This window comes from Chroococcidiopsis sp. CCNUC1 (assembly GCF_023546805.1).
In the GTDB taxonomy this organism is placed as follows: domain Bacteria; phylum Cyanobacteriota; class Cyanobacteriia; order Cyanobacteriales; family Chroococcidiopsidaceae; genus Chroococcidiopsis; species Chroococcidiopsis thermalis.
Genome location: NZ_CP097480.1, coordinates 1,479,465 through 1,506,189, shown reverse-complemented (window position 1 = coordinate 1,506,189; position 26,725 = coordinate 1,479,465). Strand labels below are relative to the sequence as shown.

Below are 26,725 nucleotides of genomic sequence, written 5' to 3'. Positions count from 1 at the left end.
AATCAACATATTTCATTTTCTCTCTATCAAGTTTAGAGAAAATACTGAAACCACTATGAACTTTTGTTAAAGAGCGATCGCAATTATGACCTATTCAATGCCCGAGTGGAACTCATATACTCAACATTTACAGTAACACCGCGTTCATTCCAAAAAGAATTTTAACTTGTGTATTGAGATTTTTAGCACATATCGTTTCGATACTTAAAAAAGCTTTATCTAAATGTCTACCAGCTAACTCCCAAATCTCCCGGGACTAGCAGAAACATCCACAGTGCTTAACCAAAAAAACCTAATTTGTCTGTACGCAAACGTACAAAATCTGAGTAGTTAATTCCGACTTCCGACTTCCGTACAGGCGGGTTTCCAAACCTGCCCCTACCGACTTCCGACTTCTCCCTTCGCCTTCTGCCCGTGAAAATAGGCTTCCATCACTTTTAACACCATTGGAGCGCAAATCTTACCACCGCCACCACCAGAGTGTTCGGCAAACGCGACGACCACGATTTCTGGCTTATTGTAGGGGGCATAACCGCCAAACCAAGTATGAGATTTCTGCTTATAAGTCTCCGCCGTACCGCTTTTACCAGCAGCCGGGGGAATGGTAGGAGAACTCAACGCCCTACCCGTGCCGCTAGCTACGACTTGTCGCAATCCTTGACGGACAGTTTGCACGGTACTTGGTTTGATATTTAAAGACTCCCGCCACTTCTTCGCTTCCTCGTTATCTCGCAGTAAGTGCGGTTTGATCCGGTAGCCACCACTAGCAGGAACGGCGAACATCACGGCAACTTGCAAGGGAGAAACTTGCAAAAACCCTTGACCAATGGACATATTTACCGTGTCTCCTACCTTCCAAGGTAAGTCATAGTTGGCTCGTTTCCATTTATCATCTGCAACTAAGCCTTTTGCTTCTTCTGGTGCGAGTTCAATGCCCGTTTTGCGCCCAAAGCCAAATTTCCGCGTCCATTCAATTAAAGTAGGTCCGCCAATACCCCGACCGATTTGATAGAAAAATGTATCGCTACTCCAAGCCAACGCCCCCGGAAAATCGAGTACGCCAAATCCGGCAAGATTCCAATCGCAGAATCGCGTACCACCAATGTTCATGCAACCATAGGTTTGCAATCGCGTTTTAGGCGAAAACTTCCCTGATTCCAAGCCAGCCGTAGCAGTGATGATTTTAAACGTACTGGCAGGGGGGAAACCTCTTAAGGCGCGGTTGACAAAGGGATGATCTTTCTTTTGCAGGCTGCGCCACACGGCGGGGGTAATGCGTTTAGAAAATACGTTGGGGTCGAAGGTAGGACGACTCACCATTGCTAATACTCCGCCAGTACGGGGGTCGAGGGCAACGATCGCCCCTTGGCGATCGCCCAAAGTTTTTTCGGCGGCTTTTTGTAACTCTAGATCGATCGTTAAATGAACGTTCTGACCCGACCTTGCCTTTTTCTCGCCTAAATATCGTAAAACCCTACCCTTACCGTCAACTTCTACCTGTTGTCCGCCCCATTCACCCCGCAGTTGCTTTTCAAAGGCTGCTTCTACTCCCATTTGTCCGATGACATCTCCGAGGCGATAGCCTTCTTGACGTTTCTCAGCTAATGTATTGTCATTCATCTCGCCTGTATAACCGAGAATGTGGGCGGCGATTTGACCGTTGGGATAACTGCGAATCGGTTCGATGTAAACTTCTACATCTTTTAATTGATTTTTGTATTCTGCCAAAGCCGTAATTTGAGCCGGGTTGATATCTCGTGCCATGCGAATTAAGCTAGGAGAATTTACCCCGGCTTTATCCATGCGTTGTTGAATTTCGGCGGCTGGCATTTGTAAAATTTGGGCAAGCCGTTGTTTAGTACTGTCCCATTCCGGTTTTTTGGGAGCCATAGGCCAAATGTAAACGGAATGAGACAGACGACTAGTTGCTAAAATTCTGCCTTTGCGATCGAAGATACTGCCCCGTTCTGGCTGTTTAGGAATCAATCGAATTCGGTTATTGTCCGCCAATTGACGATTGCGAGTCCCTTCAACAAGCTGTAAATATGCCAGCCGACTGCCAATCCCACCAAACATGGCAACAGTAATCCCTAGCATTAACACTAAGGCTTGGAAACTACGCCCGACAGTGCGGGTCGTTTTCGTCTTGCTGCCATAGGCGGGATAAATGATTTTCATGGGGTGGGATTTACGATATTGGCGCAGTAGCATTTAAGATCTAAGTTACCCACAACTGAGGCGATCGCGCTCAGACAAAGCAGCCTTCATCGATCTCATTTTAATCAATTGGAATGAGCGTTCGCTCAGCTAATAGCGGTGACAAGTAAATTTATTGGCACTTCGACAAAATACCGTGCAGACTGGAAGATAAAATATATTACCTGGGACAATACGGATGACGGCTCGAACTGCAACACGGTATACAGGGGGAAAAGTCGGTGCATCGCTGCTTGATGTTGAGCTGCAAAACGTCTATAAGTTTTTTCATCAAGAATTAGCCGTAAACGGGATCGACGTAAATATTCGTCGAGGAGAATTTTTTAGTATTCTCGGTCCCTCTGGTTGTGGCAAAACGACAACGTTACGTTTAATTGCTGGATTTGAACGAGCGGACGCGGGAAAGATATTGATTCAGGGTGAACAGATGAATCGCGTTCCGCCCTATCGTCGCCCCGTCAATACTGTATTTCAAAGCTATGCTTTGTTTAACCACTTAAATGTGTGGGATAACATTGCTTTTGGGTTGCGGTTGCAAAAACTCTCGCGGGTGGAACTGAATAGCCGCGTGGAAGCCGCACTCAAATTAGTCAAGATGGAGACAATGCGATCGCGCTTTCCCACCCAACTCTCAGGCGGACAGCAGCAGCGAGTTGCCTTGGCAAGGGCATTAGTCAATCGTCCGGCAGTCGTGTTGTTAGATGAGCCTTTAGCAGCGTTGGATCTGAAACTACGTCAGGAAATGCAGGTAGAATTATCCAATCTGCATCAAAATTTGGGCGTGACTTTTATCTTTGTCACCCACGACCAAAAAGAAGCCCTTTCTTTATCAGACCGCATTGCTGTAATGCATCGTGGCAAGATCGAACAAATTGGTTCTCCTAAAGAAATTTACGAACATCCAAGTACGGCATTTGTAGCTGATTTTATTGGCGATACTAACTTATTAGCCGGGAAAATCGCGCATAGCGATCGCTCGACTCTCCAGGTTGATACTCACAAGGGATTAAAAATTGTCGTGCAAAGACATGACTATACAGAACCAACTGCAACTTCTGCTCCAGTGATGGTAAGCGTGCGTCCAGAAAAAATTGAATTGAGCTTGGAACGTCCTACTATTCGCACGAATTGTTTTGCTGGTAAACTACTACACGTCATGTACCTGGGAACTCACGTTCACTACTTAGTAAAATTAGACTCGGGCGATCGCATTAAAGTCTTACAACCAAATACAGGCAACACTTTATCAGACACTGATATACCGATCTACGTTCGTTGGGCGACTCGTGACTGTATAGCTTTAAAAGCCAGTGGAAGCGAATGAACACAAACCATCAGCCAGTACAAAGATTTTCGCGATCGAGACGCAGATTTATTCGCACATCAGTAGCAGCATTTTCTGGACTTGCTCTCACCCGTTGTGGCTGGAGACAGGGAGGAGTCCAACGGGAAACAGCATCAGCAGGTCCAACCGACAAGTTATTTGTCTATACCTGGTCGCAGTATACAGATGACAAACTAATTAAAAACTTTACTGCTCAGTTCAAAGCACCAGTCGTTGCAGACATCTATGAATCAAACGAAGCAATGCTGGCAAAGTTACAAGCGGGAGGAGGAGGAAATTACAGCGTCATCTATCCTAGCGATTATATGGTGCGGCGTATGATAGAAATGGGAATGCTCCACGAACTCGACCGTTCGCGCCTCCAAGGTTTAGACCGACTTGCCCCTCAATTTCAAAATCCGACTTACGACCCGCAAAATCGTCACAGTATTCCCATGAGTTGGGGAACAACTGGATTTGTTTACAATACCCAACAGTTAAAAGAACCACCTACAGATTGGGAATATTTGTGGAAAAACCGCCAGCAGCTATCAGGACGCATGACTTTAATTGATGACGTGCGGGAAGTCATGGGCGCAACTTTACGAATGTTGGGTTATTCCTACAACTCTAAAGATGAGTCGCAAATTAAACAGGCTTACGAGAAGTTACGAGAACTCAAACCCAGTATTGCTGCATTTGATACCGATGCTTGGCGCAGTCAAATCCTCGCTGGAGATTTAGTGCTAGCGATGGCATATTCGACTGATGGAATTAAAATTTCCCAAGAAAATCCCAATCTCAGATACATCATTCCCGCCAGTGGCACGTCTTTGTGGACGGATACGATCGCCATTCCCAAAACCGCACCCAATCTCGATGCTGCTTATACTTGGCTCAATTACAACTTGGAACCTACGGTAGCAGCAGAGATTTGTCAGCGACAAACCGTTGCCATTCCCAACCAAGTTGCATTAGAACAGTTACCAACTCAACTGCGCCAAGATACCAATTTGTTTCCTCCAGAATCGGTCTTAAATAAATGCGAACGCATTTCCCCTTTAGGAGATTTTGATGCAGTTTACGATCGCTACTGGACGCAACTAACTAGCAGCTAGGGGATCGGAAATTAGGAAAGTATGAAGGAAGAAGGAAGAAGGAAAAAGGATGAAGTATGAATAGTTATTCGTCATTGGTCATTGGTCATTATTCATTTGTTGACTGACAACTGGTCACTGGTCACTGGTCACTGGTCACTGATTATTGCTCCCTACTCCCTTCTACAAACTGTGCCTGCAAAAAAGTCACCACTTCAACTCGATGCAACCTCAAGTCAGGATGCCGAACCACCGCTACCACCGAAACATCCTCGTTGGTGGAATTGGCTAGAACCGACGATTTTTCTAACCCCGGCTGGAATTTGGTTGATATTGTTGTTGGTACTACCAACACTGATTATCTTTGAGTTGAGTTTAGTGCCAGGGTTTCGCCCGGGAAATATTGTTAATCCTAGCGGTGTAGATAATTATATTCAGGTATTTCAACCCCTGTATATGGGAGTGATGGGGCGATCGCTATTTTTAGCTAGCTCTAGTACTATTATTTGCTTATTATTAGGATTTCCCGTCGCCTACTGGATTGCTTTGTTGACTCCTCAACGCTGGCGGACTCTACTTTTATTGGGTTTTGTCTTACCTCTGTGGACATCCTCTTTACTGCGTTCTTATGCCTGGATTACGATTTTGCGTCCTACAGGCGTGCTGAACTCTTTGCTCAATAGTGTTGGTTTACCCAGCCTCCAGATTCACAATAGCAGTACGGCAGTTTTGATTGGCTTGAGTTACAATTTACTGCCTTATATGGTACTGATTCTCTACGCTTCCCTGGAAAGATTAGACCGGAGATTGCTGGAAGCAGCCGCAGATTTAGGAGCAAATCCCGCTGAAACCTTTTGGAAGGTAACTGTCCCCCAAACTTTACCAGGAATTGCCGCAGGTTCGCTGTTAGTTTTCATTACGGCAATTGGCGATTTCATTGCTCCAGAGTTACTAGGTGGTGCATCCAGTATGACGATCGCCAGGTTAATTTACAATCAGTTTTTAGGCGCAACCCAGAACTGGGGATTTGGTTCGGCGTTAAGTATGGTGTTGGTACTAGCTGTTAGTATTGCGATCGCGCTATTAATTAAATACGGCGGGAATAATTCAGTGACTAGTGACTAGTTATCAGTGGTAATTGGTAATTGGTAGTTGGTAATTGGTAATTGGTAATTGGTAATTACTCCCCTTCTCCCACTCTCCCCCTCTTCCCCTCTGCTCCCTGCTCGTGCGCTCCCTGCTCCCTTGTCCCCCTTGTCCCCCTTGTCTCCCGACTCCCGACTCCCGACTTCCGACTCCCGGCTCCTCTGGAAGAAGGGAATTTTTGTTTTGATACTACTGTGTCTGATTGTCCGTGGCTTACCGTATCTCGCGCCAATTCATGCCAAAGATATCTTACAGGATGGACAGGCAATTGAATTTAGCGATCGCCACGGGTTGCCTTTGGGAACTTTACTGACTCGCGATCGCAACCATACTGTAGCCGTACCGTTGAATGCAGTTTCGCCCCAGTTTATCCAAGCAATTTTAGCAGCAGAAGACGGGCAATTCTATCATCATGGAGCGTTGGATTTAAAGGCAGTCGGACGGGCGATCGTCACTTCTATTCAAGCTAGAAGAATTGTCAGCGGCGCATCGACAATTACGATGCAACTAGCACGGATGCTAGAACCTTTACCGCGTAACCTCTGGGGAAAAGTTCGGGAAATTTGGTTATCTTGGCGGCTAGCCGCAGGCATGAGCAAAGACGAGATCTTGCAAGCTTACGTCAACCGTCTGCCGATGGGTGGCAATATCTACGGCGTAGAAGCTGCGGCGCGAATATATCTGGGAATGCCTGCATCCGAACTAAATTTAGCACAAGCTAGTCTGCTAGCAGCCATACCCAACAATCCGGTATATCTGAATCCTTACGATAGTTGGGAAAGATTGAAACGGCGACAGAAATATGTCCTCGATCGCATGGTTCTAGATAAACATATTACCCGTGCTGAGGCAGAAAAAGCCAATATCGAAGCAATTACGCTCCAGTCGCGACGGCAGGGAATTATCGCTGCACCGCATTTTCTATTTTGGGCAGCTAGTCAACTTCCCAAACAACACCCATCCCAAATTCGGACAACTATAGATCGTCCCTTGCAACAGTTTGTAGAAGTCCAAGTCCAGCAGATCGTGCGCCACCTTGCACCACACAACGTCCACCACGCTGCTGCTTTAGTTATCGACAATCATTCTGGTGCAGTTTTAGCTTATGTCGGTTCTCCCGATTACTTTGCCGATGCCGAATTGGGGCGTAACGACGGCGTGCAAGCACTTCGACAGCCCGGATCTACCCTAAAACCTTTTTTGTATCAATTAGCCTTGGAACAGCGGCTAATTCGTCCAAATACCGTATTAGCAGACGTACCTACCCACTATGCTATTCCTGGAGCGCGGCTTTACAGCCCTACAGATTATAGCGAATCCTTTCAAGGACCCGTGCGCGTCCGCGTTGCCTTAGCGAATTCTCTTAACGTTCCCGCCGTACGAGTCTTGGAGCGAGTTGGTGTAGAAAATTTCTTGCAACGCTTGCATCAACTTGGTTTCGAGCATTTAAACCAGCCCCCGGAATATTACGGACTCGGCTTAACCCTCGGTAGCGGCGAAGTCAGTCTGTGGGAATTAGCCCGTGCTTATGCGACTATGGCAAGAAATTCTATGGAATTAAGCGGGAGTCGGGACAAGGGGGACAAGGGGGACAAGGGAGAGGGGGACAAGGGGGACAAGGGGGACAAGGGGGACAAGGGAGAGGGGACAAGGGGGACAAGGGGGAACTCGGGGACCCCACGACCGAAGGGAGTGGAGATTAGGGGCGAAGGGGGACAAGGGGGACAAGGGGACAAGGGAGCAACTACCAATTACCAATTACCAACTACCAATTACCACCTAACACTGATAACTGGTCACTGGTCACTGATAACTGACATATTAAGCGATCGCCATGCTCGTGCTAAGTCTTTTGGTGTGGACTCGGTGTTGAATTTGCCTTTTCCCGCTGCGGTGAAAACGGGAACTTCTTCTAATTTTCGCGATACTTGGACGGTAGGATTTACGACTGATTATACAGTTGCAACTTGGGTAGGCAATTTTAACGGCGAACCGATGCGTCAGGTATCTGGGGTGATGGGTGCTGCTCCTTTGTGGAATCGGATTATGTTGCACTTGCACGAAGATCGAGAACCTGCGGCTTTTCCTGCTCCATCTGGTTTGGTTTTACGTCCCGTCTGTGCTTTGTCGGGATTGAAACCTACACCTGCTTGTCCGACAGTGGTACAGGAATATTTTTATCCAGAAGATTTGGACGAATACGATCGCCACCCCGATACTTTTTATCAACTGGTAACTGCTCCTACAGCAGGAGAGCCGCAATATCGGCTTAACTTACCTAGAGAATATGATGAGTGGTTGGCAACCCAAGGGCGATCGCCTGGAGTTTCGAGCGGACTGAAAATCGTGTCTCCTACCAACGGCGCTTTGTTTCTCCTCTACCCTAGTAATGGTGCGAGTGACAGTCAGCAACGGCTTGAATTTAAACTCGCTGCAAAGTCAGATAAACCTGTAGAATGGTGGCTTAACGGTGAGAAACTAGCAACGCAGACATCTGATGCTTTCTTTTGGGAGCTGCGTCCTGGGAACTGGACTGTGGAAGTTAAAAGTGATGGGACGAGCGATCGCGTCAGTTTTCAAGTACAGTTAGCACAAAATAAACCTACTCGTCGAGGTTTTTCTATCGGTCGTGTAAGCAAAAATTAGTCAGAGTTACAGGGGTGAAAATGTCAGATTCTACATACATCTTTGCTAATTCTCAGCCTGAGAAAAAAGTTGAATCTAAAACAGTTGAACCCCAAGAATTTAAACTGACAGAAACTGAGTTGAAAGAATTGGCAAGACTCCAAGCAATCGAACGAGTCTTCGATCCTGCCAGTCGTCAGCGAATTCAAGCAACAGGTATTTCTCCTAATTGGTGCTGTCTGGAAGTTGGTGCAGGAGCAGGATCGATCGCCCGCTGGATGGCAGAAATTGTTGGAGAAAATGGTAAGGTTGTTGCTGTCGATTTAAATACTCGCTTTGTTGCCAAGCTCGAACGAGCGAATTTAGAAGTTATAGAAGCCGATATTCGTCATCTAGCGCTAAAGAGTCAATCTTTCGATCTCATTCATACTCGCTACGTGCTGATTCATGTTCCAGAATTTCAAGTTGCTCTCGCAAAAATGTTAGATTTACTCAAGCCTGGTGGGTGGATTGTGATTGAAGAACCAGATTTTTCTGCTGCTAGAGCGATCGCGGGAAATGAAGCAGCTTGTCAGTCGATGAATCGGGTGAATGAGGCGATCGCCCAAATGTTTGCTAGTAGGGGGATGGATTATGCTTTTGGTGTTAAATTGCCTACCATATTTCAACAGTTGAATTTGCAAGAATTATCTGTTGAAAATGATACTCCTTTAGCCCCTGGTGGTTCGGGAATTGCTACAGTTATGAAAATGTCTGCCGAGCGATTAACAGATAAATATATTGCTACGGGTAAAGCAACGCAACAAGACATCGAGCGATATTGTCAAATTGCCGAAGATCCGCAGTCATGGGCAATTTATTATTCAACTATTGGGGCGACAGCGAGGAAAAGCAAGTCAAAAGTTAAAAGTTAAAAATCAAAATTGTGAATCTTAGCTGTGAGGGATCGGTGTTTCTGGACTCTTCTCAACAATATCACCTGCTAGCAATTCCACATGGCGATCGCGCAGAATGTCTGCTTCGATCGTGCGATGATAGTCTTCTACAGACCATTTAGCTAGCGTTTTCATAGCAGAATTGCTCGGAATTTTGCGATTGATTTAGTTCAATTTTATAGTTTCTGGGTTGAGAAGTAACGCGATCGATCGCAGGCTGCGAAAAATATGTCAGTGGTTTCGATTCGCTACAATTTCAGTCCACTTCATGGGTGTTGCCCATACCCCATTTTTGCAAAAGCGATCGCCACTTTGGACAAACCCGACTTTTTGATAAAAGCCTACTGCCGCATCAGATGAGTTAACAATGATTTCATTAAGATCGTTGCTGCACCGAGTGAATAGCTCTCTACCAATTCCTTGCCTAGCAAATTCTCTTCGGACGAACAACAAAGATAGATGATTCCCTCTCCGAAATGCGATAAAACCGACAACGATTCCATTCCATGTAGCGACTAGCGTTTTCTCACCACTCAAGATTCTTCCTCTCAATTCTTCTAGGTCACAAATTTGTTTCCATTCGGCAACACTTTCTGGTGTTCCATCTGTAAGTTCCCAGAGATCCGCAGAAGCCCACATGCAAGCACTAATTTGGTGTTCATCCCCTGGCTCCGGCAGTCTATAGGTAATTGCGTTCATCTTTGTGGGCTGTTGTTGCGAGCGACGCATAACTCACCACAGTATGGTGACAGGGTAACTTCCAAATATTTCGTCTTTCGTCACTACAGGTATGCACTCTGCTAAACTTTGAGCAATTATCAGTCGATCGAATGGATCTTTGTGGTGAAAAGGTAGCTTGGCTAATTCATCTAAATGTTCTGGCTGTATTTCAAGTAACTCAATAGCATTTCCGTATACTTCACGCTGGACTAACTCAGCAAACGTCATTTCAAGCTCTAGTTTTCCAATACTAACCTTGATAGACATCTCCCAGAGACTTGCAACACTCAAAAATCTCTGATTTTTTCGATCTTCGATCGCACTCCTTGCTATGTTGCTGAGGTTGGGACTGCCCTCAATAAACCACAAAAATGAGTGGGTGTCGAGCAATATCCTCATGGAGCATATGCTTCAAAGTCTTCCAATGGCGCGTCGAAATCATCTGACATCTTTACCATTCCCTTTGCACTGCCAAATTTAGGGATCGCTTCTACCGTACCAATCGGTATAATCTTGAAAGATCTTCCATCACTACAGGTAATTACAACTTCTTCCCCGCCAGCCACTTCTTCAATTAGCTCTGCTAGTCGAGTCTCAGCTTCTTTTAAGTTAATCTGGTGCATAATGGTTTTTGGCAAAACTCAATATCTTGAATATAACTTCTGAGTTAAGGTTTCAGTTTAAAAAGCGATACCGCTCCTGATACAAGCATTTGAGAGCGATCGTAGCCTCCTTGCTGCTGTCTATTGATTTATTATGATACGTAATGAGTTTCGCGAGGCAATTCCTGATTTTTTTTCATATTCTTTCAGAATTTTAGAGGTTAATGCCAAAATGCACACTTCTTGATTCTCAATAGTCTCGTCAGTCATGGGTTTTTCAATTTTAGATCTTTTGTTATTTACATCAATAATCATAGTTCCAAAATCTGCCATGCTGATGGAGTCGGCTGTATATTCGTATTTAGCAAACCCATTTACAAGGTTTGAAATCCGTTTTGCATAAAAATGACGTATGCTCATTAGCGTAAAAACAATTAAGGTGTGTTGCGATCGAGATTTTTGGCTTTATAAAATGTTTCTAAACTATCGCGATCGCCCACAAATCTCCAGTGCCAAGGTTCGTAACTTACCCCTTGCGAGTTATTCTTAGGAAAAGACATTTCAAAGTGAAATCGCGCTGCATTTGCCTCTAACCATCTAAAGGCTTTCGTCTTCTCAAAATTAGTATTTAAATTTGTTGCTGGGGTATTTCCATCACCAATATCTACGGCGTAACCTGTATGATGCTCGCTGTAGCCTGGAGGGGCGCTGACTTCGGCACGTTTGGTTACAGATTGTCCCCGTTCTGCTTGAATACCAAAATAGATGTGCTGCTGATCTTGGGTAGAACGAAAACCGGAAATTGGTACTAAACTTATCCCTGAAGCCCTAGCTGCCCGTACCATCGCCTGAAACTCCTCGGCAGCAGCTTGACGCAACCTCATGGCACTTCCTGGTAGAATTGGCACGAGTTCTGTTTCGGGGGCTTCTTGATAAGGTAAATGTCCTAAAAGGTTGTCCGAGCGAGCGGGAGAAGGATTGACTGCTACTGGTGTTTGTGGTGTTGCAGGGGTAGTAGAAACAGTCGGACTAGGAGAAACAGTAGGTGTAGGCTGAGTGACTGTATTTGGTGACGGAGCATTAAAGTACCATAAACCAGTCCCTACCGCGATCGCGCCTACAGCAATTAAGCCACCAATGAAGTAAATCGGCTTGCCACTGGAAGCACGATTTGATGAAGTGACAGAATTAGAAGGGGTTGCATCCCGCAAAGCCTCTGGAATATCATCGGGCGATCGACGATTTGCAGAATTTGAATGTTTTTGTCGCTTTCTCGACAAGTCAGCGTTATCCACAACTCACTCCTTACAGTTCGCCCCGCCAACGTCAAGTTTACAATTGCCAATTGTAAACTTAAGACTGATTAACGGCTAAGTGTCAATTCGTTAAACTGCACTAGTCCATTATTCCCCATTCCCCACTAATTCTTTCAGAAGAATAATTTTCTTTTCGTAATGCAGCTTTTGATACTATACGCCCAATTAATTGGGTTGGTTTCGTTAGGCTTTTGCGCCAGCAGCAGAATACCTCAACTCTCTCCCCATACTTTGGGACAATTTCTGTTTTGGATTGGAGTCCCGATTAGTATTGTTGCCTTCTTGCGCCAAGCCGACTTGTCAGGTGCTATTTGGATTGCGCCGATATGCGCTTGGATAGCTATTTTACTCGGAGCAGGTTTAGCGTGGGGGTGGATTAAGCTAAAAGTCAAAAGTCAAAAGTTAAAAGTCAAAAAACAAGAGCAGGGGAATAGGGAAGCAACAATCAACAACCAACAACTACCAATTACCAACTACCCATTACCTACCCAAGGTAGTTTTCTGCTAGCTGCTATGGTAGGCAACACGGGTTATATTGGGTTTCCCGTGGCTTTGGCGGTGGTGGGAACGCAGTATTTTGGCTGGACGCTGTTTTACGATTTGTTGGGATCGACTTTGGGATCTTATGGTTTAGGTGTAGTGCTAGCGGCGCGATTTGGGAAGGGAGTTAGCGATCGCACTTCACTCATCCAGGCAATATTAATCAATCCTGCTTTGTGGAGTATGGGGTTTGGCTTGTTATTTCGTCAAGTTGCCTTACCTGCTGTCGCAGAATCAGTTTTATCCAGCTTGGGTTGGAGTGTGGTTGCTTTATCGTTGGTTCTCATCGGGATGCGCTTGCAACATCTCAAGTCTTGGCACAATCTACCCAAAGCCGCAGTTAGTTTAACAATTAAAATGCTGATCGTTCCTTTAGTTGTAGGTAGTGTCTTAACTCTATGTGGTTTTACAGGCGCGCCTCAACTAGCGATCGTTTTACAAATGGCTATGCCTCCCGCTTTTGCTACTCTCGTAATTGCGGAAGCTTACGATCTCGATCGCGATTTGGCTGTGACGGCTTTAGCACTCGGTTCTGCAAGTCTGTTGTTGACTTTGCCATTGTGGTTGTGGTTGTTTGGTGTTCGTTAGAACAGGGCTATTGCAAAAGTTTTATTTTGTATGTCGCGCAAAGGCGCAAAGGCGCAAAGAAAGACGCTAGTTTTGACTTTTAACTTTTGACTTTTGACTTTGTTCATCCAGCTCGGTAAGCTTTGGGTGTCATGCCTGTGAGTTGACGAAATTGTTTGCTTAAATGGCTGTGGCTGTTAAAGCCGGATTGTAGAGCGATTTCGACTACTGATAGGTTTGTTTGTTTCAACAATTGTTTTGCTCGTTCTATTCTCTGCTGAAGTAAGTATTGATGGGGAGAAATTCCCAGAGATTGCTTGAATAGGCGGCTGAAATGAAACTGACTCATACCAAGTATTTGAGCTAAATCTGCTAGTTTAATATCTCGATCTAGATGAGCGTTGATATATTCTGAAACTTGTAATAGCCTACGATCGCCTAATCCTCCCTCATAAAGTGCTACACGTGGTTGAGTTGTGGCATAGTCGCGAAGTAAATGCACTGTTAGCAGGTTTGCTAGAGATTCGATATAGAGGCGATTCACCCAAGCATCGTTTTGATGCAATGCCAATCGCAACATCATCGCTATCTGCTCGATTTGCGGGTTGCGTACCCGAAATTCCGGTATAATTTCGAGGCGATTAGGATCGATTTCGATCGCTTCTTTTGCTACCTGTTGTAAGAACTGGGGCGGGATTTGGATGTGTAAGTAGCAATCCTCGCCTTCCGAGCGATATGAAGAAGGGAGATGAGCGGGGGTGATGGAAATATCGCCTTTAGTATAGAGTCCTACATAACGGCGATCGCCCATAATCTGATGCAGGCGATTGGGTTTCGTCGCTAGACATACGGCGATCGCGTGTTCTGGCAAGGCGAAATGCTCTATTCCTCCAGGGGGTTGCTGAAATTCTTCAACAATAATTGATTCCCAACCTAAATTTTGACTCGATGCGATCGGTAATTTGGGATCGCGTGTTGGAGTGTGTAATGCTTTCGCCATCTGTGCTTTAGCCTTCTACAAAACTGACCGCAAGATTTTGATAGTCGCGCAAGATTCAAATAGATCGAAGCTTTGAGTTTCCTTATTCTGTAATTGTAACGGTAAAGTTACATACTGTAACGCCAAAATTAACTAACCGAATTTTATTTAAATGATAGGAGATTGAGATGCTGCTAAAAAAGTATGCAAACGGGGATAATTGTCAAGCAATCGATTTAGTAAAGTCGATCAAAAGTATTGCGATCGCCAATATTCTCAACCAGCGCGATCGCGGCTCTGTTGCTGGTTGGTTATTTCTAATTGGCTCGTTAATGTTTGTATTTGATGCCATATTAGAAATTTCTAAAGGGGTTACTTTGTCTGCTGTTTTGCATTTTTCAGCCAGCATTATATTCACGATTGGCTCAATTCTTTTTATGCCCGATCCTACTCAAAATTAATTTGACAAACTTTGATTCTACAACTTTTTCGTCTGCTCCCTGCTCCCTACTATACAGTCCTAGATATTTTGTCATGTCTTCTCATACCCTTCGCTTCAACATTCAGACTGAAATTAAGGAGTTTCTCAAACTTGCTATTCCTCTAGTCAGCGCCCAACTTGCCCAATCTGTCACGGGTTTTGCCGATACGGTCGTCATGGGTAGGTTGGGACAAGAAACTCTCGCAGCAGGCGGATTAGCCTCCATCACGTTTATGACGCTGTTAAATACCGCAACTAGCATGGTGGTAGGAGTTAGCCCGCTTGTAGCAGCAGCGTATGGTGCAGGAGATAAATCGCGAGTCACGCAGATAACGCGCCAGGGGTTATGGATATCGGTGGTTCTGGCAATTGCTCTGATGCCGATTGTCGGACGTTTGGACGCACTGATGCTTCAGCTCGGACAAACTTCTAGAACTGCTGCTTTAGCCAATGAATATTTAGATGTTGCACTTTGGGGAATATTTCCAGCTTTGGGGTTTACCGTACTCAGAAGTTTAGTAGCTGGCGTATCGCAAGCACGTCCGGTTATGGTTATTGCGATCGCTTGGACGCTGTTTGATATCGCAGGTAATTATCTCTTAGGTTTGGGTATGTTTGGTTTTCCGCACCTGGGACTGGTGGGTTTGGCATTGACAAGCGCTCTCAGTTTTTGGGGTAGATTTTTGTCTTTAGCCGTCTACATACTCTGGCACAAGCAACTAAGAATTTACGGTATTTTTCAGGCATTACATCAAATTAAACCGCGCATTATTTGGGAACTGCTCTGGCTGGGCGCGCCGATTGGGATAGCGACAGCTATAGAATATGGGCTGTTTAATATTGTCACGTTCCTGATGGGGATGTTAGGAACTGAGATTTTGGCAGCACACCAAATCGTTTTACAAACTACGGTGGTTTTTTATATGATTCCCTTGGGAATGTCATACGCGACAACAGTGCGAGTCGGTCAATGGCTGGGACAGCAAAACTTAAAAGCAGCTAAACGAGCCGGATACGTCAGTATGGTTTTAGGTGCTAGCTCGATGACACTCATGGCGATCGCAGTGTTAATTTTTCCTCAACAAATAATAGGATTATTTATCGATCTTCGCGACCCAGCAAATGCAAACGTTTTATCAATTGCTGTCCCTATGCTGTTCGTAGCAGCTTTAGGAGAAATTGTCGATGGAGTGCAAAGAACTGCCAATGGCGTACTGCAAGGACTGCAAGATACTCGCGTCCCCATGTTACTAGGCTTTTTAGCTTATTGGGGAGCTGGTTTGACCAGTGGTTATCTGCTGGGGTTCCAATTTGGTTTGGGTGGTGTAGGGTTGTGGATCGGACAGTCAATTGGACTGGCGATCGCATCTATTGCATTTATCTGGCGATTTCGCCAACTATCTTCCCGCAAGCAATTACAATATTCTCTTTGTTCCTGTCCTCCAAATTCTTAAACTTGTGGACAACATCCGTCCCTACGAGACTCCCGCTTCCTGATGCAATGCAGCTAATTCTGCAATATTCATCTTTTCATAAGGCTCAAACGGTTGGTGAATCCAGGGACTATCGGGTAAATATTCGACATAATAATCTGGGACAAACGCAGAACAACCCTTGTACCACAAAACAGCAGTGCGAATTTCTTCAACTTCCGTACCAAATTGCTCTTGCAACCAGGGAACAGTCTGCTGTAGCGTCACGCCAGAGTCTACCAAATCGTCAACCAAGAGGATGCGAGAACCTAATTTATCTGTTGTCATGGTTAAGTAACGGGAGACAACTAGACTACCTCTTTCTTGCTTACCTGCACCCACATAAGATGAAGTTGCTAAAATTGCTAGCGGTTGTTCGTAAATGCGGGAAAGAATGTCGCCTACCCGCAAGCCTCCCCGCGCGAGACAAACGATTTGATTGAAGTGCCACTGCGACTGATAAACCTGGACTGCCAACTTCTCAATTGTGCGGTGGTAGTCCGACCAAGAAACATAAAGATCTGACATAAGGGGTACAATTTAGCGCTAATACTAGATGGCAGAGTCATTTATTCTAAACTTTTACCATCTTGTTTATGCATAATTCCTCCCCTAATGGTGATTCTGAAGCAACATCTTTCAGTGACAAGTTAGACTTAAAAACCAAACTTGCCTATGGTGCAGGGGATTTGGGACCAGCAATTGCTGCTGGGATTGGTGGATTTTTTCTGCTGGTTTTTTTTACAAATGTAGCTGGCATTCCCGCCGGGTTAGCTGGCAGCATTTTGCTGATTGGCAAAATCTGGGATGCAGTTAATGACCCAATTGTAGGAGTGCTGACCGATAAAACTAAATCTCGCCGTTGGGGTCGGCGTTTACCTTGGTTATTTTATGGAGCCATTCCCTTTGGGATTTTTTTCTTTTTACAGTGGATTGTACCGCGCTTTAGTACCGAGCCTACCAGCCAAATGTGGAGCTTGTTTTGGTATTACGTCGTCATTGGGGTAGTGTCTCAAGTTTTTTATACTGTGGTCAATTTGCCTTATACGGCAATGACTCCAGAACTAACTCAAGATTACGACGAGCGGACAAGTCTGAATAGTTTTCGCTTTATTTTTTCCATTGGTGGCAGTATTTTTTCGCTAATTTTGGCACAAATTGTCTTTTCGACAATTAGCGATCGCCAGCAACAATTCTTTATTTTAGCAGCTATTTGCGCGGTAGTTGCCACTTTATCACTTTACTGGTGCGTTTACGGCACGCGCGATCGCATTTTGGCATTTGAAGCCAGACGCACGGCAGTTGAAGAACCGCCAGCTCTACCAATTAAAGAACAATTCAAAATTGTTTTTACTAACAAACCTTTTTTATTTGTTATTGGAATCTACCTTTTTTCCTGGCTAGCAGTACAAGTTACAGCCAGCATTATTCCTTACTTTGTTGTCAACTACTTGCAACTAAGAGAAGCGCAAGTTCCTACAGTTCTCATTGCTGTACAAGGAACTGCAATTTTCATGTTAATAGTGTGGAGCCATCTAAGTAAAAGAATTGGCAAAAAAACTGTTTATTTTATGGGAATAATTTTATGGATTTTAGCTGCGATCAGATTATATTTCTTACAACCTGGTCAATTAGGTTTAATGTTTGCTTTGGCAGTCATAACAGGCATGGGAGTATCTACAGCTTATCTAATTCCCTGGTCAATGATGCCGGATGTAATTGAATTAGATGAGTTGAATACCGGACAGCGCCGCGAAGGAATTTTTTATGGTTTTATGGTGTTGTTGCAAAAATTCGGATTAGCTTTCGGTTTATTTTTAGTTGGAAATGCCTTGCAAGCATCTGGGTTTAGGGAAGCTGCGGCGGGACAAGAACTACCAACACAACCAGAATCAGCATTATTTGCCATTCGTCTTGCTGCTAGCGTTCTACCTGTAATTTTCCTGATTGGCGGTTTAGTTTTAGCGTATTTCTATCCCATCACTCGTGAGATTCATGCTGAGATTTTGTTGAAATTGAAAGAGCGAAAGCAAGGTAATGGGTAATTGGTAATGGGTTTCAGTCTACATATCTACTCCCACTCGATAAAATTAAACTAGAGATACCAACGTAGATAGTGCTATGGAAACTCTCACGAAACAAAAATGTACTGCTTGCAACAAGGATGCACCACGAGTCACCCCAGAGGAAGAGGCACAACTCAAACCGCAAATTCCCGATTGGCAGATTGTGGAAGTAGAAGGGATACCACATTTAACCCGGACTTATAAATTTCCTGATTTTCAAACTGCTTTGAATTTTACGAATCGCGTGGGTGAAATTGCTGAAGCGGAAGGACATCACCCCGCATTGCTAACCGAATGGGGTAAAGTCAAAGTCAGTTGGTGGACTCATGCCATTTCTGGTTTGCACAAAAACGACTTTATTATGGCAGCTAAAACTGACGAGATTGCGGCTCAATTTACCTGATGCCGATAAAATTTAATTGCGATCGCGCATAGAAGAGGGCGGGTTTATTGAGATTGTAATGGACAAGTAGAGATGTTTGGTGAACCCGCCCCTACATTTACGCATGATTTTGACATACAAAAACCCCGATCGCGATCGGGGTTTTTGCAAACGGGTTGATTATTAATTTTGCGGATCTTGTTGCCCCCCTTTTTAAGGGGGGTTGGGGGATCTAAACTAGGGCAACCATTCGAGGACGGCTTCTTCCTTAGTATTGGTATTGCGCGAAGGGGTTTCGCGGTTGAACTTCATGTGAATCGAACGAGTTTGTTCGCCATCAGCTGCAACAGCCATAATTGGGTAGTCAATTAACCCATCTTGGAATGACATCTGGAAGCGGAATGTCCCATCTGGATTGAGTTTAATCGGACGACCACCGATAGTTACTGTTGCATCTGGTTCGGTTGCCCCGTAGACAATTAACTCAGCATCGGCAACTAACCAAAACTGACGCGGACGCATGGGAACGGCAGAAGCGGAGAAGCCTACGCCGGACATACCTACGCCAGACATGGTTAAACCAGATACGGTAGGTACTGCCCACATTCCTACGCCAGAGGGGAAGACATAAGAACTGATCGCTTGTTCTGGAACTTGCTGCATGGAACCGAACAGAGAACCCGCAACTCGCTGCGCTTCTGCACCTTGAGCCATGCCGAAAATTTCATCGTAGATTGGATTGCCAGTAGCGGCTGCACCACCAGCTGCCATTGACATACGCTTAGCAGGGGGAACCAGTTCAAATACAGTCTTACCGCGCAGATCTTCTTCCATGCTGACGGTAACGAAGTGGTCTTCAATCCAGTCGCTAGGATAGACGGGGGGAACGTGGACGGTAGCAGAACGAGCTAGAACTAGAAAACGACCGTCAACGCAACGATAACCGATATCTACTGCGTAATCGCGATCGCTTACTGGGATCGGTAAATACCATTCCCGCGCTAGTTCGTCGCAAGGGTATTCTTGAATGCTGTGGGGGCTTTGAAATTCGATATTAATATCTGTCACGTCGTAGAGGCGCAACGCCAACTGTTGTCCGCCTTGGCGACGCAGTTCTTCTTTGTGGTCGTTGGGAATATCCCAGTACGTATACGACCATTGCGGATCGCGGGGCATCAGCACAATTCGGCTTTCGCCGTAGCCTCCAGGTAAATCCGCCAAACCCTCATCCACGTCAGCTAAGGAACCACCAGTCCGGTCTTCTTGTCCCAGTTCAAATTTAGCTGCTTCCACTGTTTCTTGTGCCTCCAGATTACGCGGTTGAGTGCTAGAGAGTTTAGTACGCTCGGCTTGTTGTATTGCTGCCAATAGTTGCGACTTACGCATTCGACTGTAGCGGGAGATGCTATATTCACTAGCAACCCGACGCAACTGCCGCAGTGTCATGTCGTCTAGAGGTGGGCGTTCTTTCGCCATAGATTTGACCTCCGATATGAAGTACGAATTCGGAATTCGGAATTCGGAATTCAGAATTAGTGAAAGAGAAGCTCTCTTCTCCCTTTTCCCCGATCGCCATCTTTGCCTTGCGGCAGACAGTATTTTTTTGGGATCGCGGGGATCGCTTTGTTTACTATTTGTAGCAAAAAAACTCTTAGCAAGATCGTTGTTAAAAGACCGATTTCCATCGATCCCACGCAGGTATCGGTTTTTGGGGATCGTTATGTCATGAATTCATGACATAATATTGAAAGCGATCGCGTACTCCTTCAGTTATGTCAAATTTTAATGACATTGCGTAGCGATCGCCTTCATGTAATCGGGCAGACAGCCATAAAGATTTTTATGAGTAGGGGCGCACAGCCGTGCGCCCTACAAACGTCACATACGCGATCGAGTCCCAATACTTCCTGGTTAAGACAAGATCCCCCTAACCCCCTTAAAAAGGGGGGATTTTTGCCCCCTTTTTAAGGGGGTTGGGGGATCTTCAAGATCTTTGCAGTGCTAACCGAGAAGTATTGGATCGAGTCCCTAATTCCCAAACACGTACAACCACAAAGGCAGGACGAGAAGATAGAGAATAGTAGAAAGAATAATACTGCTGGCGATCGTCGTCCGGTCGAGTTCGTACTCTTCAGCAAAAATCAGTCCGGCAAAAGCAGTTGGAACGCCAGACATCAACACCATTGCCAAACGGCGATCGCCCGATAACCCCAATACAAAAGTAGTTGCTACACCCACCAATCCGGGGATAACGATGACTCGCAATACAGCCGGAATTATCCCTTGTTGAAAGCTTTTCCATCCAGGTAGTTGAGACAACCGCATCCCAATTAGTAGAAAAGCGCAGGCGATAACAACATCAATCGATCCCTGCAAGCCTGACTCAATTACAGGTGGGAGTGCCACATCTTGAGTAAAATAACCGATCGCAAAAGCCCAAAGAATCGGTACGGTTAAAACATCTCGAAGATGAATCCACCAGTGATGGGATTGTTCGGAACGACCGAAATAACTAGCAATGAGTACTCCAAACCCGTAAGCACCAACTATGTTATGAGTGATGCTGAAAAATACGATCCAGCTCAAGTACTCTGGATCGATAAAGGTAGGGACGATACTCAATCCTACAAAACCCGTATTTCCTAGCGCCGCAGCTAGGATAAAACTGCCTTGGTAAGATGGCTTGTCCCACGGCTGAGCTAAAAAGCCTGAGATATTGGCATTGGTCGATCGCGCGGCAAACTGCTGCAAGCCCACTAAACATAAATAAGCGATCGCCACCCCAGTGCCAATCGCTGCTAAAGTAATCCCTGGAGCCAATCCCGCTGGCTCTGAAAAATTGGTTTGACGCGCCAAAGCCAGAATTTCCAAAGGAATTCCCACCCAGTAAAGACCGCGACCCAACCAATGGGGTAAAGTCTCCGGTACTAGGCGAAGCATTATTAGCCCCAAACTAGTCCACGCAATCAGGGGCAGGTAAGCATGAAATAAAGTTTCTGTCATATTGAGCTATTAGCTATTAGCTGTTAGCCGTTAGCTATTTGAGCGACGTGCGAGTGTAAACATAGGAGTGAAGCTAAACCCTAACCCCACAAGTTACAATCCTAATCGCTAATTGCCAATTGCTAATCGCTAAAACTGCTATTTCAGCACCTTCATAGTCTGAATTCGCCACTCACCATTTTGACGCACTAAGTTGTACTGCACGCGCAGCTTTTCATTATAAGAAGCAGCTCGGTTCAGGCGGTTTCTTTCGTAAACTTGGGCTACTTCTACAACTGTCGCATCTACCTGGGCGCGATCGCTGTTTTTTGGGTCATTTTTCACGCCATTGACCTGAAGGCTGTGCTTGTAGCGCCGGACGCGGCGATTGAGCAAATCGTCTTGAACGCGCTTTTGCCACTGAGATAAAGCTGGCTCGACCAGAATTTGCTTTAATTTATCTGTTGTGTGTTCCGAGCCAAAAGCGGCGGCTTTTGCCGCTAGCCAAGCTTGAATCACTGGAGCTGCTGTATCCCGATTTAACGGTTTTGGTACTGCTGGCTTTGGCTGCGGTCGAGGAATTGCTACAGGCGGTTGGTTCAACTCTACGACTAGTTGTTCTGAGATGACAGGTGGCTGTTGGGCTATGGGTGGAGTTGCGGTTCTGTGGAATAAGGCGAAGATTTGACTGGCGAGAAACCACAAGACAGCTAAACCGAGAGCCCCGCCACCTAACAGTATTGCCAAACGACCAATCTTGAGAGAACCAAAGCCGAGCGCACCAGTGGTGCGCTCCTTGCCATTATCATAGCTCCCTCGCCGTGGCGGACGATTTTTTGAATTGCGGCGCTGGCGAGGTGGTGTAGCTTTTTCCACCCCAGAAGTTGTCTTCGTAGCACTTGAGCTTGCCGTCACTGGCTCTGGATTGGACAACACAGCCACAGTTCCTTGAGAGGAGTTGTCATCTCCTCTGACCTCTAGCTCCCCTGCTCCCCTGCTAGTTGCGGCACTAGCTGCGATCGCCTGTCGTTGACCATTTCTGGCTGTCTCCCGCCCGTTTCCGTCCGTAGCGCGGTCTGCTGGAGCGACAAACTGGTATTCTGCGATCGCATAGTCTGGTTGGCTAGGTAAAGCTTCTAAGTATTCCTGCACGCCAGGATCGGCAAAATAGTCTTTGAGCGAAGCGGTTCGAGTCGCCAAATCGCGAAAGTGAGGAAAGACTTCTGTTTGTAACCACGTTTCGCTATACAGACACAATCCAGGCAGAAGATCGGGCGCACCTTGAGAATTTTTGCGGATAACGGCTAGAGGTTCTTCTTCTTGACTGTGTTGAAGGGCTTCAGTTGCTTCTACTGTTTGCCCTAGTAGCAGAGAGCAGATTGCTTGTTCTAGATATAAATCTTGGCGTTTTCCCAACCGCAGCAACAGGATTTTGGCTTGGTGAATCAATGCGGGCATTCGTGCCGCAAACCCCCTGGCAATGGAGGCGTAGACAGCTAAATACGTTGCTACTGCTGAAGGACGCTGGCTTTCTGCCTCAAATAGACTTTGCTGTTCTGCGGCTGTGAGGTAGTCTCGTAGTTGTTGAATAAAGCCGAGAAAATCCTCAATACTCAGACCCGAACCATCATTGCCAGTACCTTCAATCCCTTGGCGATCGCGCAAAATGTCCTGTAACAGATGCAACCCTCGCTGCCTTTCGGCAATGTGAGATTCGGGTTGCGATACCAATTCTAGAATGCGATAGGGGCGCAGTTTCTCTAGGTCGGCAGCAATTTCTGCCGCAGTATTGGGAAATAGCCCTTCTCGTTCTAACAAGCTATACCCTGCTTGGAGAGAAACAGCTGCATTTTCATACCGGTCGTTCTGCCATTGCTCTCGTCCTTGTTGTAGATAGGCAAGAGCCACAGCTAGAACAATATCAGGGCGATCGCTTTGAGCGTCGCTATCTGCTTCGAGATCGCTATTGCTGAGGAAAGACTGACCTAAGTTCAATACTAGTTCGCATTCTCCCGCATCTTGCAGAATTATCAGCGCTCCAATCAGCAGCTCGTCGGCAATTTCAATACTGAGGCGATCGGTTTCAGGTTCAAGTTCAAAATTACGCTCGAAACTCTGAGATGGCGCGTTCGCCTCTTCCTCAACGGCATCCGCAGCACCATTCATCACCCCACTGTTTGCTAATTCATCGGCAGAGGCACGATATTCAGCATCATAGCGCTGTCGCTGTTGGGGATCGGACAGGACTCGATAGGCAAGAGAGATGAGTTGATTGCGAATCTCGATCGCTGTCAAAGAATACTCGCGTTGCGGCAGTTGCGCGGTGCGATCGCGGTAAGCTTGTTGCAACTGTTCCGCACTCATCGGCTGAAAAAAATTGGGTGGTAGTCCCAAAATGCGATAGTAATCTAATGGAACGCGCACAGTTAAGCTCCCCTGCACCGTGAGAAAATAAATAGTTTATTTATATCGAGATGTCAAGCGACAGCGTTTTTCCATAGCTTGGCAAAACGTGCCTATATGATAACTTGTGGATTTTAACCTCAAAGTTATTTTATCTACCAGCTTGAAGCATGGATCGTTGAGTCGTTGCGAACTGAAATTTTACTTAATAGAGGAGTGGCTAGTGGCTAGTGGCTAGTGGCTAGTGGCTAGTGGCTAGTGGCTAGTGGCTAGTGGCTAGTGCTAAATTCTTCTGTCTAGTCACCAGCTACCAGTCACTATTCACTGATAACTGATAACTGATAACTGATAACAGGTTATCTTAAAAAATAATTTCATATTAGCGATCGCAAAGGTATTACATAGTAATGGTTCAGGAGCGGACTTTACCCGTTTTTCACGCTGCTACAGCCCAAATCACCAGAGAACAAGGGCTAGTGCTTTACGAGGATATGGTTTTGGGGCGCATGTTTGAAGATAAATGCGCCGAAATGTATTATCGCGGTAAGATGTTTGGCTTCGTTCACCTATATAACGGTCAAGAAGCCGTCTCTTCTGGCGTAATCCAAGCAATGCGACCAGGAGAAGATTATGTTTGCAGTACTTACCGCGATCATGTCCATGCTCTAAGTGCGGGAGTCCCTGCTAAAGAAGTGTTAGCAGAGTTATTCGGTAAAGCTACAGGCTGTAGTAAAGGGCGTGGCGGTTCGATGCATATGTTTTCTGCCGAGCATCGCTTACTTGGTGGCTATGCTTTTGTCGCTGAAGGTATTCCCGTCGCCGCTGGTGCAGCATTTCAGTCTAAATATCGTCGCGAAGCGCTAGGAGATGCAACCGCCGACCAGGTGACGGCTTGCTTTTTTGGCGATGGAGCCTGCAACAACGGTCAGTTCTACGAAACGCTAAATATGGCGGCTTTGTGGAAATTACCGATTTTATTTGTCGTCGAAAATAATAAGTGGGCGATCGGGATGGCGCACGAACGGGCAACTTCCCAGCCAGAAATTTATAAAAAAGCCAGCGTGTTTGGCATGGAGGGAGTGGAAGTAGACGGAATGGACGTGCTAGCAGTCCACGCCGTAGCTAGAGAAGCTGTAGCCCGCGCCCGTGCTGGGGAAGGACCCACTCTGATTGAAGCCCTTACTTACCGTTTTCGAGGTCACTCTCTCGCCGATCCTGACGAGCTGCGTACCAAGACAGAAAAAGAGTTTTGGTTTGCTCGCGATCCAATTACGAGATTAGCAGCTTATTTAGTCGAGCAAAACCTCGCCCAGCAGGAAGAACTCAAAGCGATCGATCGCAAAATTCAGCAGACCATTGATGAAGCCGTACAATTTGCCGAAAGCAGTCCCGAACCCGATCCCAGCGAACTATATCGCTTTATTTTTGCGGAGGACGAGTAAAACGGGAGTCGGCGAAGAGAGCTGAGGGAGCAGGAGGACAAGGGTGACAAGGGTGACAAGGGTGACAAGGGGGACAAGGGTGACAAGGGTGACAAGGGGACAAGGGTGACAAGGGTGACAAGGGTGACAAGGGGGACAAGGGGGACAAGGAGGATAACTACAACCACCAACTACCAACCACCAACTACCAACTACCAACTACCAACTTAACTCGTGTTTACCATTGCACAGCAAAAACAACAATACCAAACCTACGTTCTAACAGATTCATCCACTGATTCGCGGTTGGAAGTCGTACCAGAACGAGGTGGAATTATTACCCGCTGGCGCGTCCAGGGACGAGAAATTCTCTACTTGGACGCAGAACGGTTTGCTCGTCCTGAAATGAGCATACGAGGCGGAATTCCCATTTTGTTTCCGATCTGCGGTAACTTACCGGATAACACCTATACGTATCAAGGACAGCAATATACGCTGAAGCAACATGGTTTTGCCCGCGATTTACCTTGGGAAGTAACAAAATCTGAAGCTGAGGACGACAGTGCTAGTCTCACGCTCGTTCTCAACAGTAACGAGCAAACTCGCACGGTTTACCCGTTCGACTTCCAAGTAGAGTTTACCTATGAGTTTAAAGGTAACTGGCTGGGAATCTGGCAGCGATTTGTCAATCACTCATCCGCTCCCATGCCATTTTCGACAGGGTTACACCCTTATTTCCAAGTCTCTGACAAAACGGCTTTGAAATTTGAGATCCCAGCGACTCAATTTCAAAATCAAATTACGAAGGAAATGCACGCCTTCAGCGGAAATTTTGATTTCGAGCAAGAAGAACTCGATTTAGCCTTCCGACCAATCTCAAACCAAAAAGCGACTGTCAGCGACAATTCTCAGCGTTTACAACTGACATGGAGCAGTAACTATTACGGGACGCTAGTTTTCTGGACAATTAAGGGTAAGGACTATTATTGTTTGGAGCCTTGGACAGCTCCACGCAATGCTTTAAATACGGGAACCGATCTGATTTATATCGAACCTGCTGGTGAAGTTCAAACTTGGATCAATCTGGATATCACTTCTACTTAAGCTAGACCCATGCATAGTTTTCAATATCTTATCTAAACTTCTGAGTTAATTTGTGGGGTACTTGTGTTAATCTAGAAAGAGTGTCAGCTACGGGATGTAGCGCAGCTTGGTAGCGCGCCTGCTTTGGGAGCAGGATGTCGCAGGTTCAAATCCTGTCATCCCGATTTAGATTTACGGTTGAGGCGATGAGATCTTTCGCAAGGTTGTCATTGGTCATTGGTGGTTGGTAAGAGAGTGGTGCGTGGTGCGTGAGAAGAGATCGCTGCTGGTCACTGGTCACTGGTCACTGATAACTGCTCCCTTCTATTTACAAATCTATTTAATTCTTAAAATATTCCAAGAATGC

Annotated in this window: 25 protein-coding genes, 1 tRNA gene and 1 pseudogene; 13 read left to right on the top strand and 14 right to left on the bottom strand. The window is 45.8% G+C overall.

The genetic code is table 11. The annotated features are described in order from the left end of the window. Positions 1 to 378 precede the first annotated feature (378 nt). A complete protein-coding gene (gene mrdA, locus M5J74_RS07060; protein WP_015153431.1) occupies positions 379 to 2,178 on the bottom strand; it encodes a penicillin-binding protein 2 in 1,800 nt (599 codons plus the stop codon). A gap of 217 nt (positions 2,179 to 2,395) precedes the next feature. On the opposite strand from mrdA, the gene M5J74_RS07055 reads away from it, so the two are divergent. From M5J74_RS07055 to M5J74_RS07045, 3 genes are all read left to right on the top strand, one after another. Further along, a complete protein-coding gene (locus M5J74_RS07055; RefSeq protein ID WP_250016128.1) occupies positions 2,396 to 3,541 on the top strand; it encodes an ABC transporter ATP-binding protein in 1,146 nt (381 codons plus the stop codon). Continuing rightward, positions 3,538 to 4,659 (top strand): spermidine/putrescine ABC transporter substrate-binding protein, encoded by a 1,122-nt coding sequence (locus tag M5J74_RS07050; protein WP_015153429.1) that lies wholly within the window; start codon positions 3,538 to 3,540, stop codon positions 4,657 to 4,659. Before M5J74_RS07055 ends, M5J74_RS07050 begins: the two co-directional genes overlap by 4 nt. Before the next feature lie 171 nt (positions 4,660 to 4,830). After that, positions 4,831 to 5,763, top strand: a complete 933-nt coding sequence (locus M5J74_RS07045; RefSeq protein ID WP_015153428.1) for an ABC transporter permease — start codon at positions 4,831 to 4,833, stop codon at positions 5,761 to 5,763. Between the two features lie 55 nt (positions 5,764 to 5,818). On the opposite strand, the gene M5J74_RS07040 is transcribed toward M5J74_RS07045, so the two are convergent. Next, positions 5,819 to 6,016 carry a hypothetical protein gene (locus M5J74_RS07040; RefSeq protein ID WP_250016126.1) on the bottom strand — a complete coding sequence of 66 codons (198 nt, stop codon included), beginning with the start codon at positions 6,014 to 6,016 and terminating at the stop codon, positions 5,819 to 5,821. Here M5J74_RS07040 and M5J74_RS07035 point away from each other — a divergent pair. Together M5J74_RS07035 and M5J74_RS07030 are read left to right on the top strand one after the other, a co-directional pair. Then, positions 5,959 to 8,430, top strand: coding sequence for a penicillin-binding protein 1C (locus M5J74_RS07035; protein WP_371934015.1), 2,472 nt, complete (start codon positions 5,959 to 5,961; stop codon positions 8,428 to 8,430). The two genes, M5J74_RS07040 and M5J74_RS07035, sit on opposite strands and share 58 nt — an antisense overlap. 20 nt (positions 8,431 to 8,450) lie before the next feature. Continuing rightward, entirely contained in the window at positions 8,451 to 9,323 is an 873-nt protein-coding gene (locus tag M5J74_RS07030; protein ID WP_250016123.1) for a class I SAM-dependent methyltransferase, read from the top strand. A gap of 21 nt (positions 9,324 to 9,344) precedes the next feature. On the opposite strand, the pseudogene M5J74_RS07025 reads toward M5J74_RS07030, so the two are convergent. The 6 genes and pseudogenes from M5J74_RS07025 to M5J74_RS07000 form a co-directional block, all read right to left on the bottom strand. After that, positions 9,345 to 9,479: pseudogene (locus M5J74_RS07025) on the bottom strand (Uma2 family endonuclease); the annotation flags it as partial. 96 nt (positions 9,480 to 9,575) lie between these two features. Continuing rightward, a complete protein-coding gene (locus tag M5J74_RS07020; protein ID WP_106218541.1) occupies positions 9,576 to 10,073 on the bottom strand; it encodes a GNAT family N-acetyltransferase in 498 nt (165 codons plus the stop codon). A 3-nt stretch (positions 10,074 to 10,076) separates the two neighbouring features. Continuing rightward, a complete protein-coding gene (locus tag M5J74_RS07015) occupies positions 10,077 to 10,463 on the bottom strand; it encodes a type II toxin-antitoxin system VapC family toxin (protein ID WP_250016121.1) in 387 nt (128 codons plus the stop codon). Then, positions 10,460 to 10,687 (bottom strand): type II toxin-antitoxin system Phd/YefM family antitoxin, encoded by a 228-nt coding sequence (locus tag M5J74_RS07010; protein ID WP_015153422.1) that lies wholly within the window; start codon positions 10,685 to 10,687, stop codon positions 10,460 to 10,462. Before M5J74_RS07010 ends, M5J74_RS07015 begins: the two co-directional genes overlap by 4 nt. 120 nt (positions 10,688 to 10,807) lie before the next feature. Continuing rightward, on the bottom strand, positions 10,808 to 11,086 hold the full coding sequence (locus M5J74_RS07005; RefSeq protein ID WP_250016119.1) for a hypothetical protein: 279 nt from the start codon (positions 11,084 to 11,086) through the stop codon (positions 10,808 to 10,810). A gap of 14 nt (positions 11,087 to 11,100) precedes the next feature. Then, positions 11,101 to 11,961, bottom strand: coding sequence for a D-alanyl-D-alanine carboxypeptidase family protein (locus M5J74_RS07000; RefSeq protein WP_250016117.1), 861 nt, complete (start codon positions 11,959 to 11,961; stop codon positions 11,101 to 11,103). Between the two features lie 159 nt (positions 11,962 to 12,120). Between M5J74_RS07000 and M5J74_RS06995 the strand changes: the two genes are divergently transcribed. Beyond that, positions 12,121 to 13,110, top strand: coding sequence for an AEC family transporter (locus M5J74_RS06995; protein WP_250016116.1), 990 nt, complete (start codon positions 12,121 to 12,123; stop codon positions 13,108 to 13,110). A 103-nt stretch (positions 13,111 to 13,213) separates the two neighbouring features. On the opposite strand, the gene M5J74_RS06990 is transcribed toward M5J74_RS06995, so the two are convergent. Beyond that, a complete protein-coding gene (locus M5J74_RS06990) occupies positions 13,214 to 14,089 on the bottom strand; it encodes a helix-turn-helix domain-containing protein (RefSeq protein WP_106218538.1) in 876 nt (291 codons plus the stop codon). A gap of 167 nt (positions 14,090 to 14,256) precedes the next feature. Here M5J74_RS06990 and M5J74_RS06985 point away from each other — a divergent pair, with 167 nt between their 5' ends. Beyond that, on the top strand, positions 14,257 to 14,529 hold the full coding sequence (locus M5J74_RS06985; protein ID WP_250016114.1) for a hypothetical protein: 273 nt from the start codon (positions 14,257 to 14,259) through the stop codon (positions 14,527 to 14,529). A 73-nt stretch (positions 14,530 to 14,602) separates the two neighbouring features. After that, positions 14,603 to 16,003, top strand: a complete 1,401-nt coding sequence (locus M5J74_RS06980) for an MATE family efflux transporter (RefSeq protein ID WP_106167205.1) — start codon at positions 14,603 to 14,605, stop codon at positions 16,001 to 16,003. Positions 16,004 to 16,024: 21 nt separating this feature from the next. Here M5J74_RS06980 and M5J74_RS06975 read toward each other — a convergent pair whose 3' ends face one another. Continuing rightward, positions 16,025 to 16,549, bottom strand: a complete 525-nt coding sequence (locus M5J74_RS06975) for a phosphoribosyltransferase (RefSeq protein ID WP_106218535.1) — start codon at positions 16,547 to 16,549, stop codon at positions 16,025 to 16,027. A gap of 68 nt (positions 16,550 to 16,617) precedes the next feature. Here M5J74_RS06975 and M5J74_RS06970 point away from each other — a divergent pair, with 68 nt between their 5' ends. Next, positions 16,618 to 18,066, top strand: coding sequence for an MFS transporter (locus M5J74_RS06970; RefSeq protein WP_250016112.1), 1,449 nt, complete (start codon positions 16,618 to 16,620; stop codon positions 18,064 to 18,066). Between the two features lie 76 nt (positions 18,067 to 18,142). Continuing rightward, entirely contained in the window at positions 18,143 to 18,490 is a 348-nt protein-coding gene (locus M5J74_RS06965) for a 4a-hydroxytetrahydrobiopterin dehydratase (RefSeq protein ID WP_015153413.1), read from the top strand. A gap of 216 nt (positions 18,491 to 18,706) precedes the next feature. Here M5J74_RS06965 and M5J74_RS06960 read toward each other — a convergent pair whose 3' ends face one another. The 3 genes from M5J74_RS06960 to M5J74_RS06950 form a co-directional block, all read right to left on the bottom strand. Beyond that, complete coding sequence (locus M5J74_RS06960; RefSeq protein WP_015153412.1) at positions 18,707 to 19,945, bottom strand: DUF4912 domain-containing protein; 1,239 nt, start codon at positions 19,943 to 19,945, stop codon at positions 18,707 to 18,709. A 552-nt stretch (positions 19,946 to 20,497) separates the two neighbouring features. After that, positions 20,498 to 21,472, bottom strand: coding sequence for an AEC family transporter (locus M5J74_RS06955; protein WP_015153411.1), 975 nt, complete (start codon positions 21,470 to 21,472; stop codon positions 20,498 to 20,500). A 138-nt stretch (positions 21,473 to 21,610) separates the two neighbouring features. Further along, entirely contained in the window at positions 21,611 to 23,875 is a 2,265-nt protein-coding gene (locus M5J74_RS06950; RefSeq protein WP_250016110.1) for an IMS domain-containing protein, read from the bottom strand. 386 nt (positions 23,876 to 24,261) lie between these two features. Between M5J74_RS06950 and pdhA the strand changes: the two genes are divergently transcribed. From pdhA to M5J74_RS06935, 3 genes are all read left to right on the top strand, one after another. After that, the gene (gene pdhA, locus M5J74_RS06945; protein WP_015153409.1) at positions 24,262 to 25,296 is read left to right on the top strand and encodes a pyruvate dehydrogenase (acetyl-transferring) E1 component subunit alpha; all 1,035 of its coding nucleotides are present in this window, start codon (positions 24,262 to 24,264) and stop codon (positions 25,294 to 25,296) included. 213 nt (positions 25,297 to 25,509) lie between these two features. After that, the gene (locus M5J74_RS06940; protein WP_015153408.1) at positions 25,510 to 26,379 is read left to right on the top strand and encodes an aldose 1-epimerase; all 870 of its coding nucleotides are present in this window, start codon (positions 25,510 to 25,512) and stop codon (positions 26,377 to 26,379) included. Positions 26,380 to 26,469: 90 nt separating this feature from the next. Beyond that, positions 26,470 to 26,543 (top strand) — tRNA-Pro (locus M5J74_RS06935). Here the strand turns inward: M5J74_RS06935 and M5J74_RS32555 are convergent. Continuing rightward, positions 26,525 to 26,659, bottom strand: coding sequence for a hypothetical protein (locus tag M5J74_RS32555; protein ID WP_256498710.1), 135 nt, complete (start codon positions 26,657 to 26,659; stop codon positions 26,525 to 26,527). The two genes, M5J74_RS06935 and M5J74_RS32555, sit on opposite strands and share 19 nt — an antisense overlap. Positions 26,660 to 26,725: the final 66 nt, after the last annotated feature.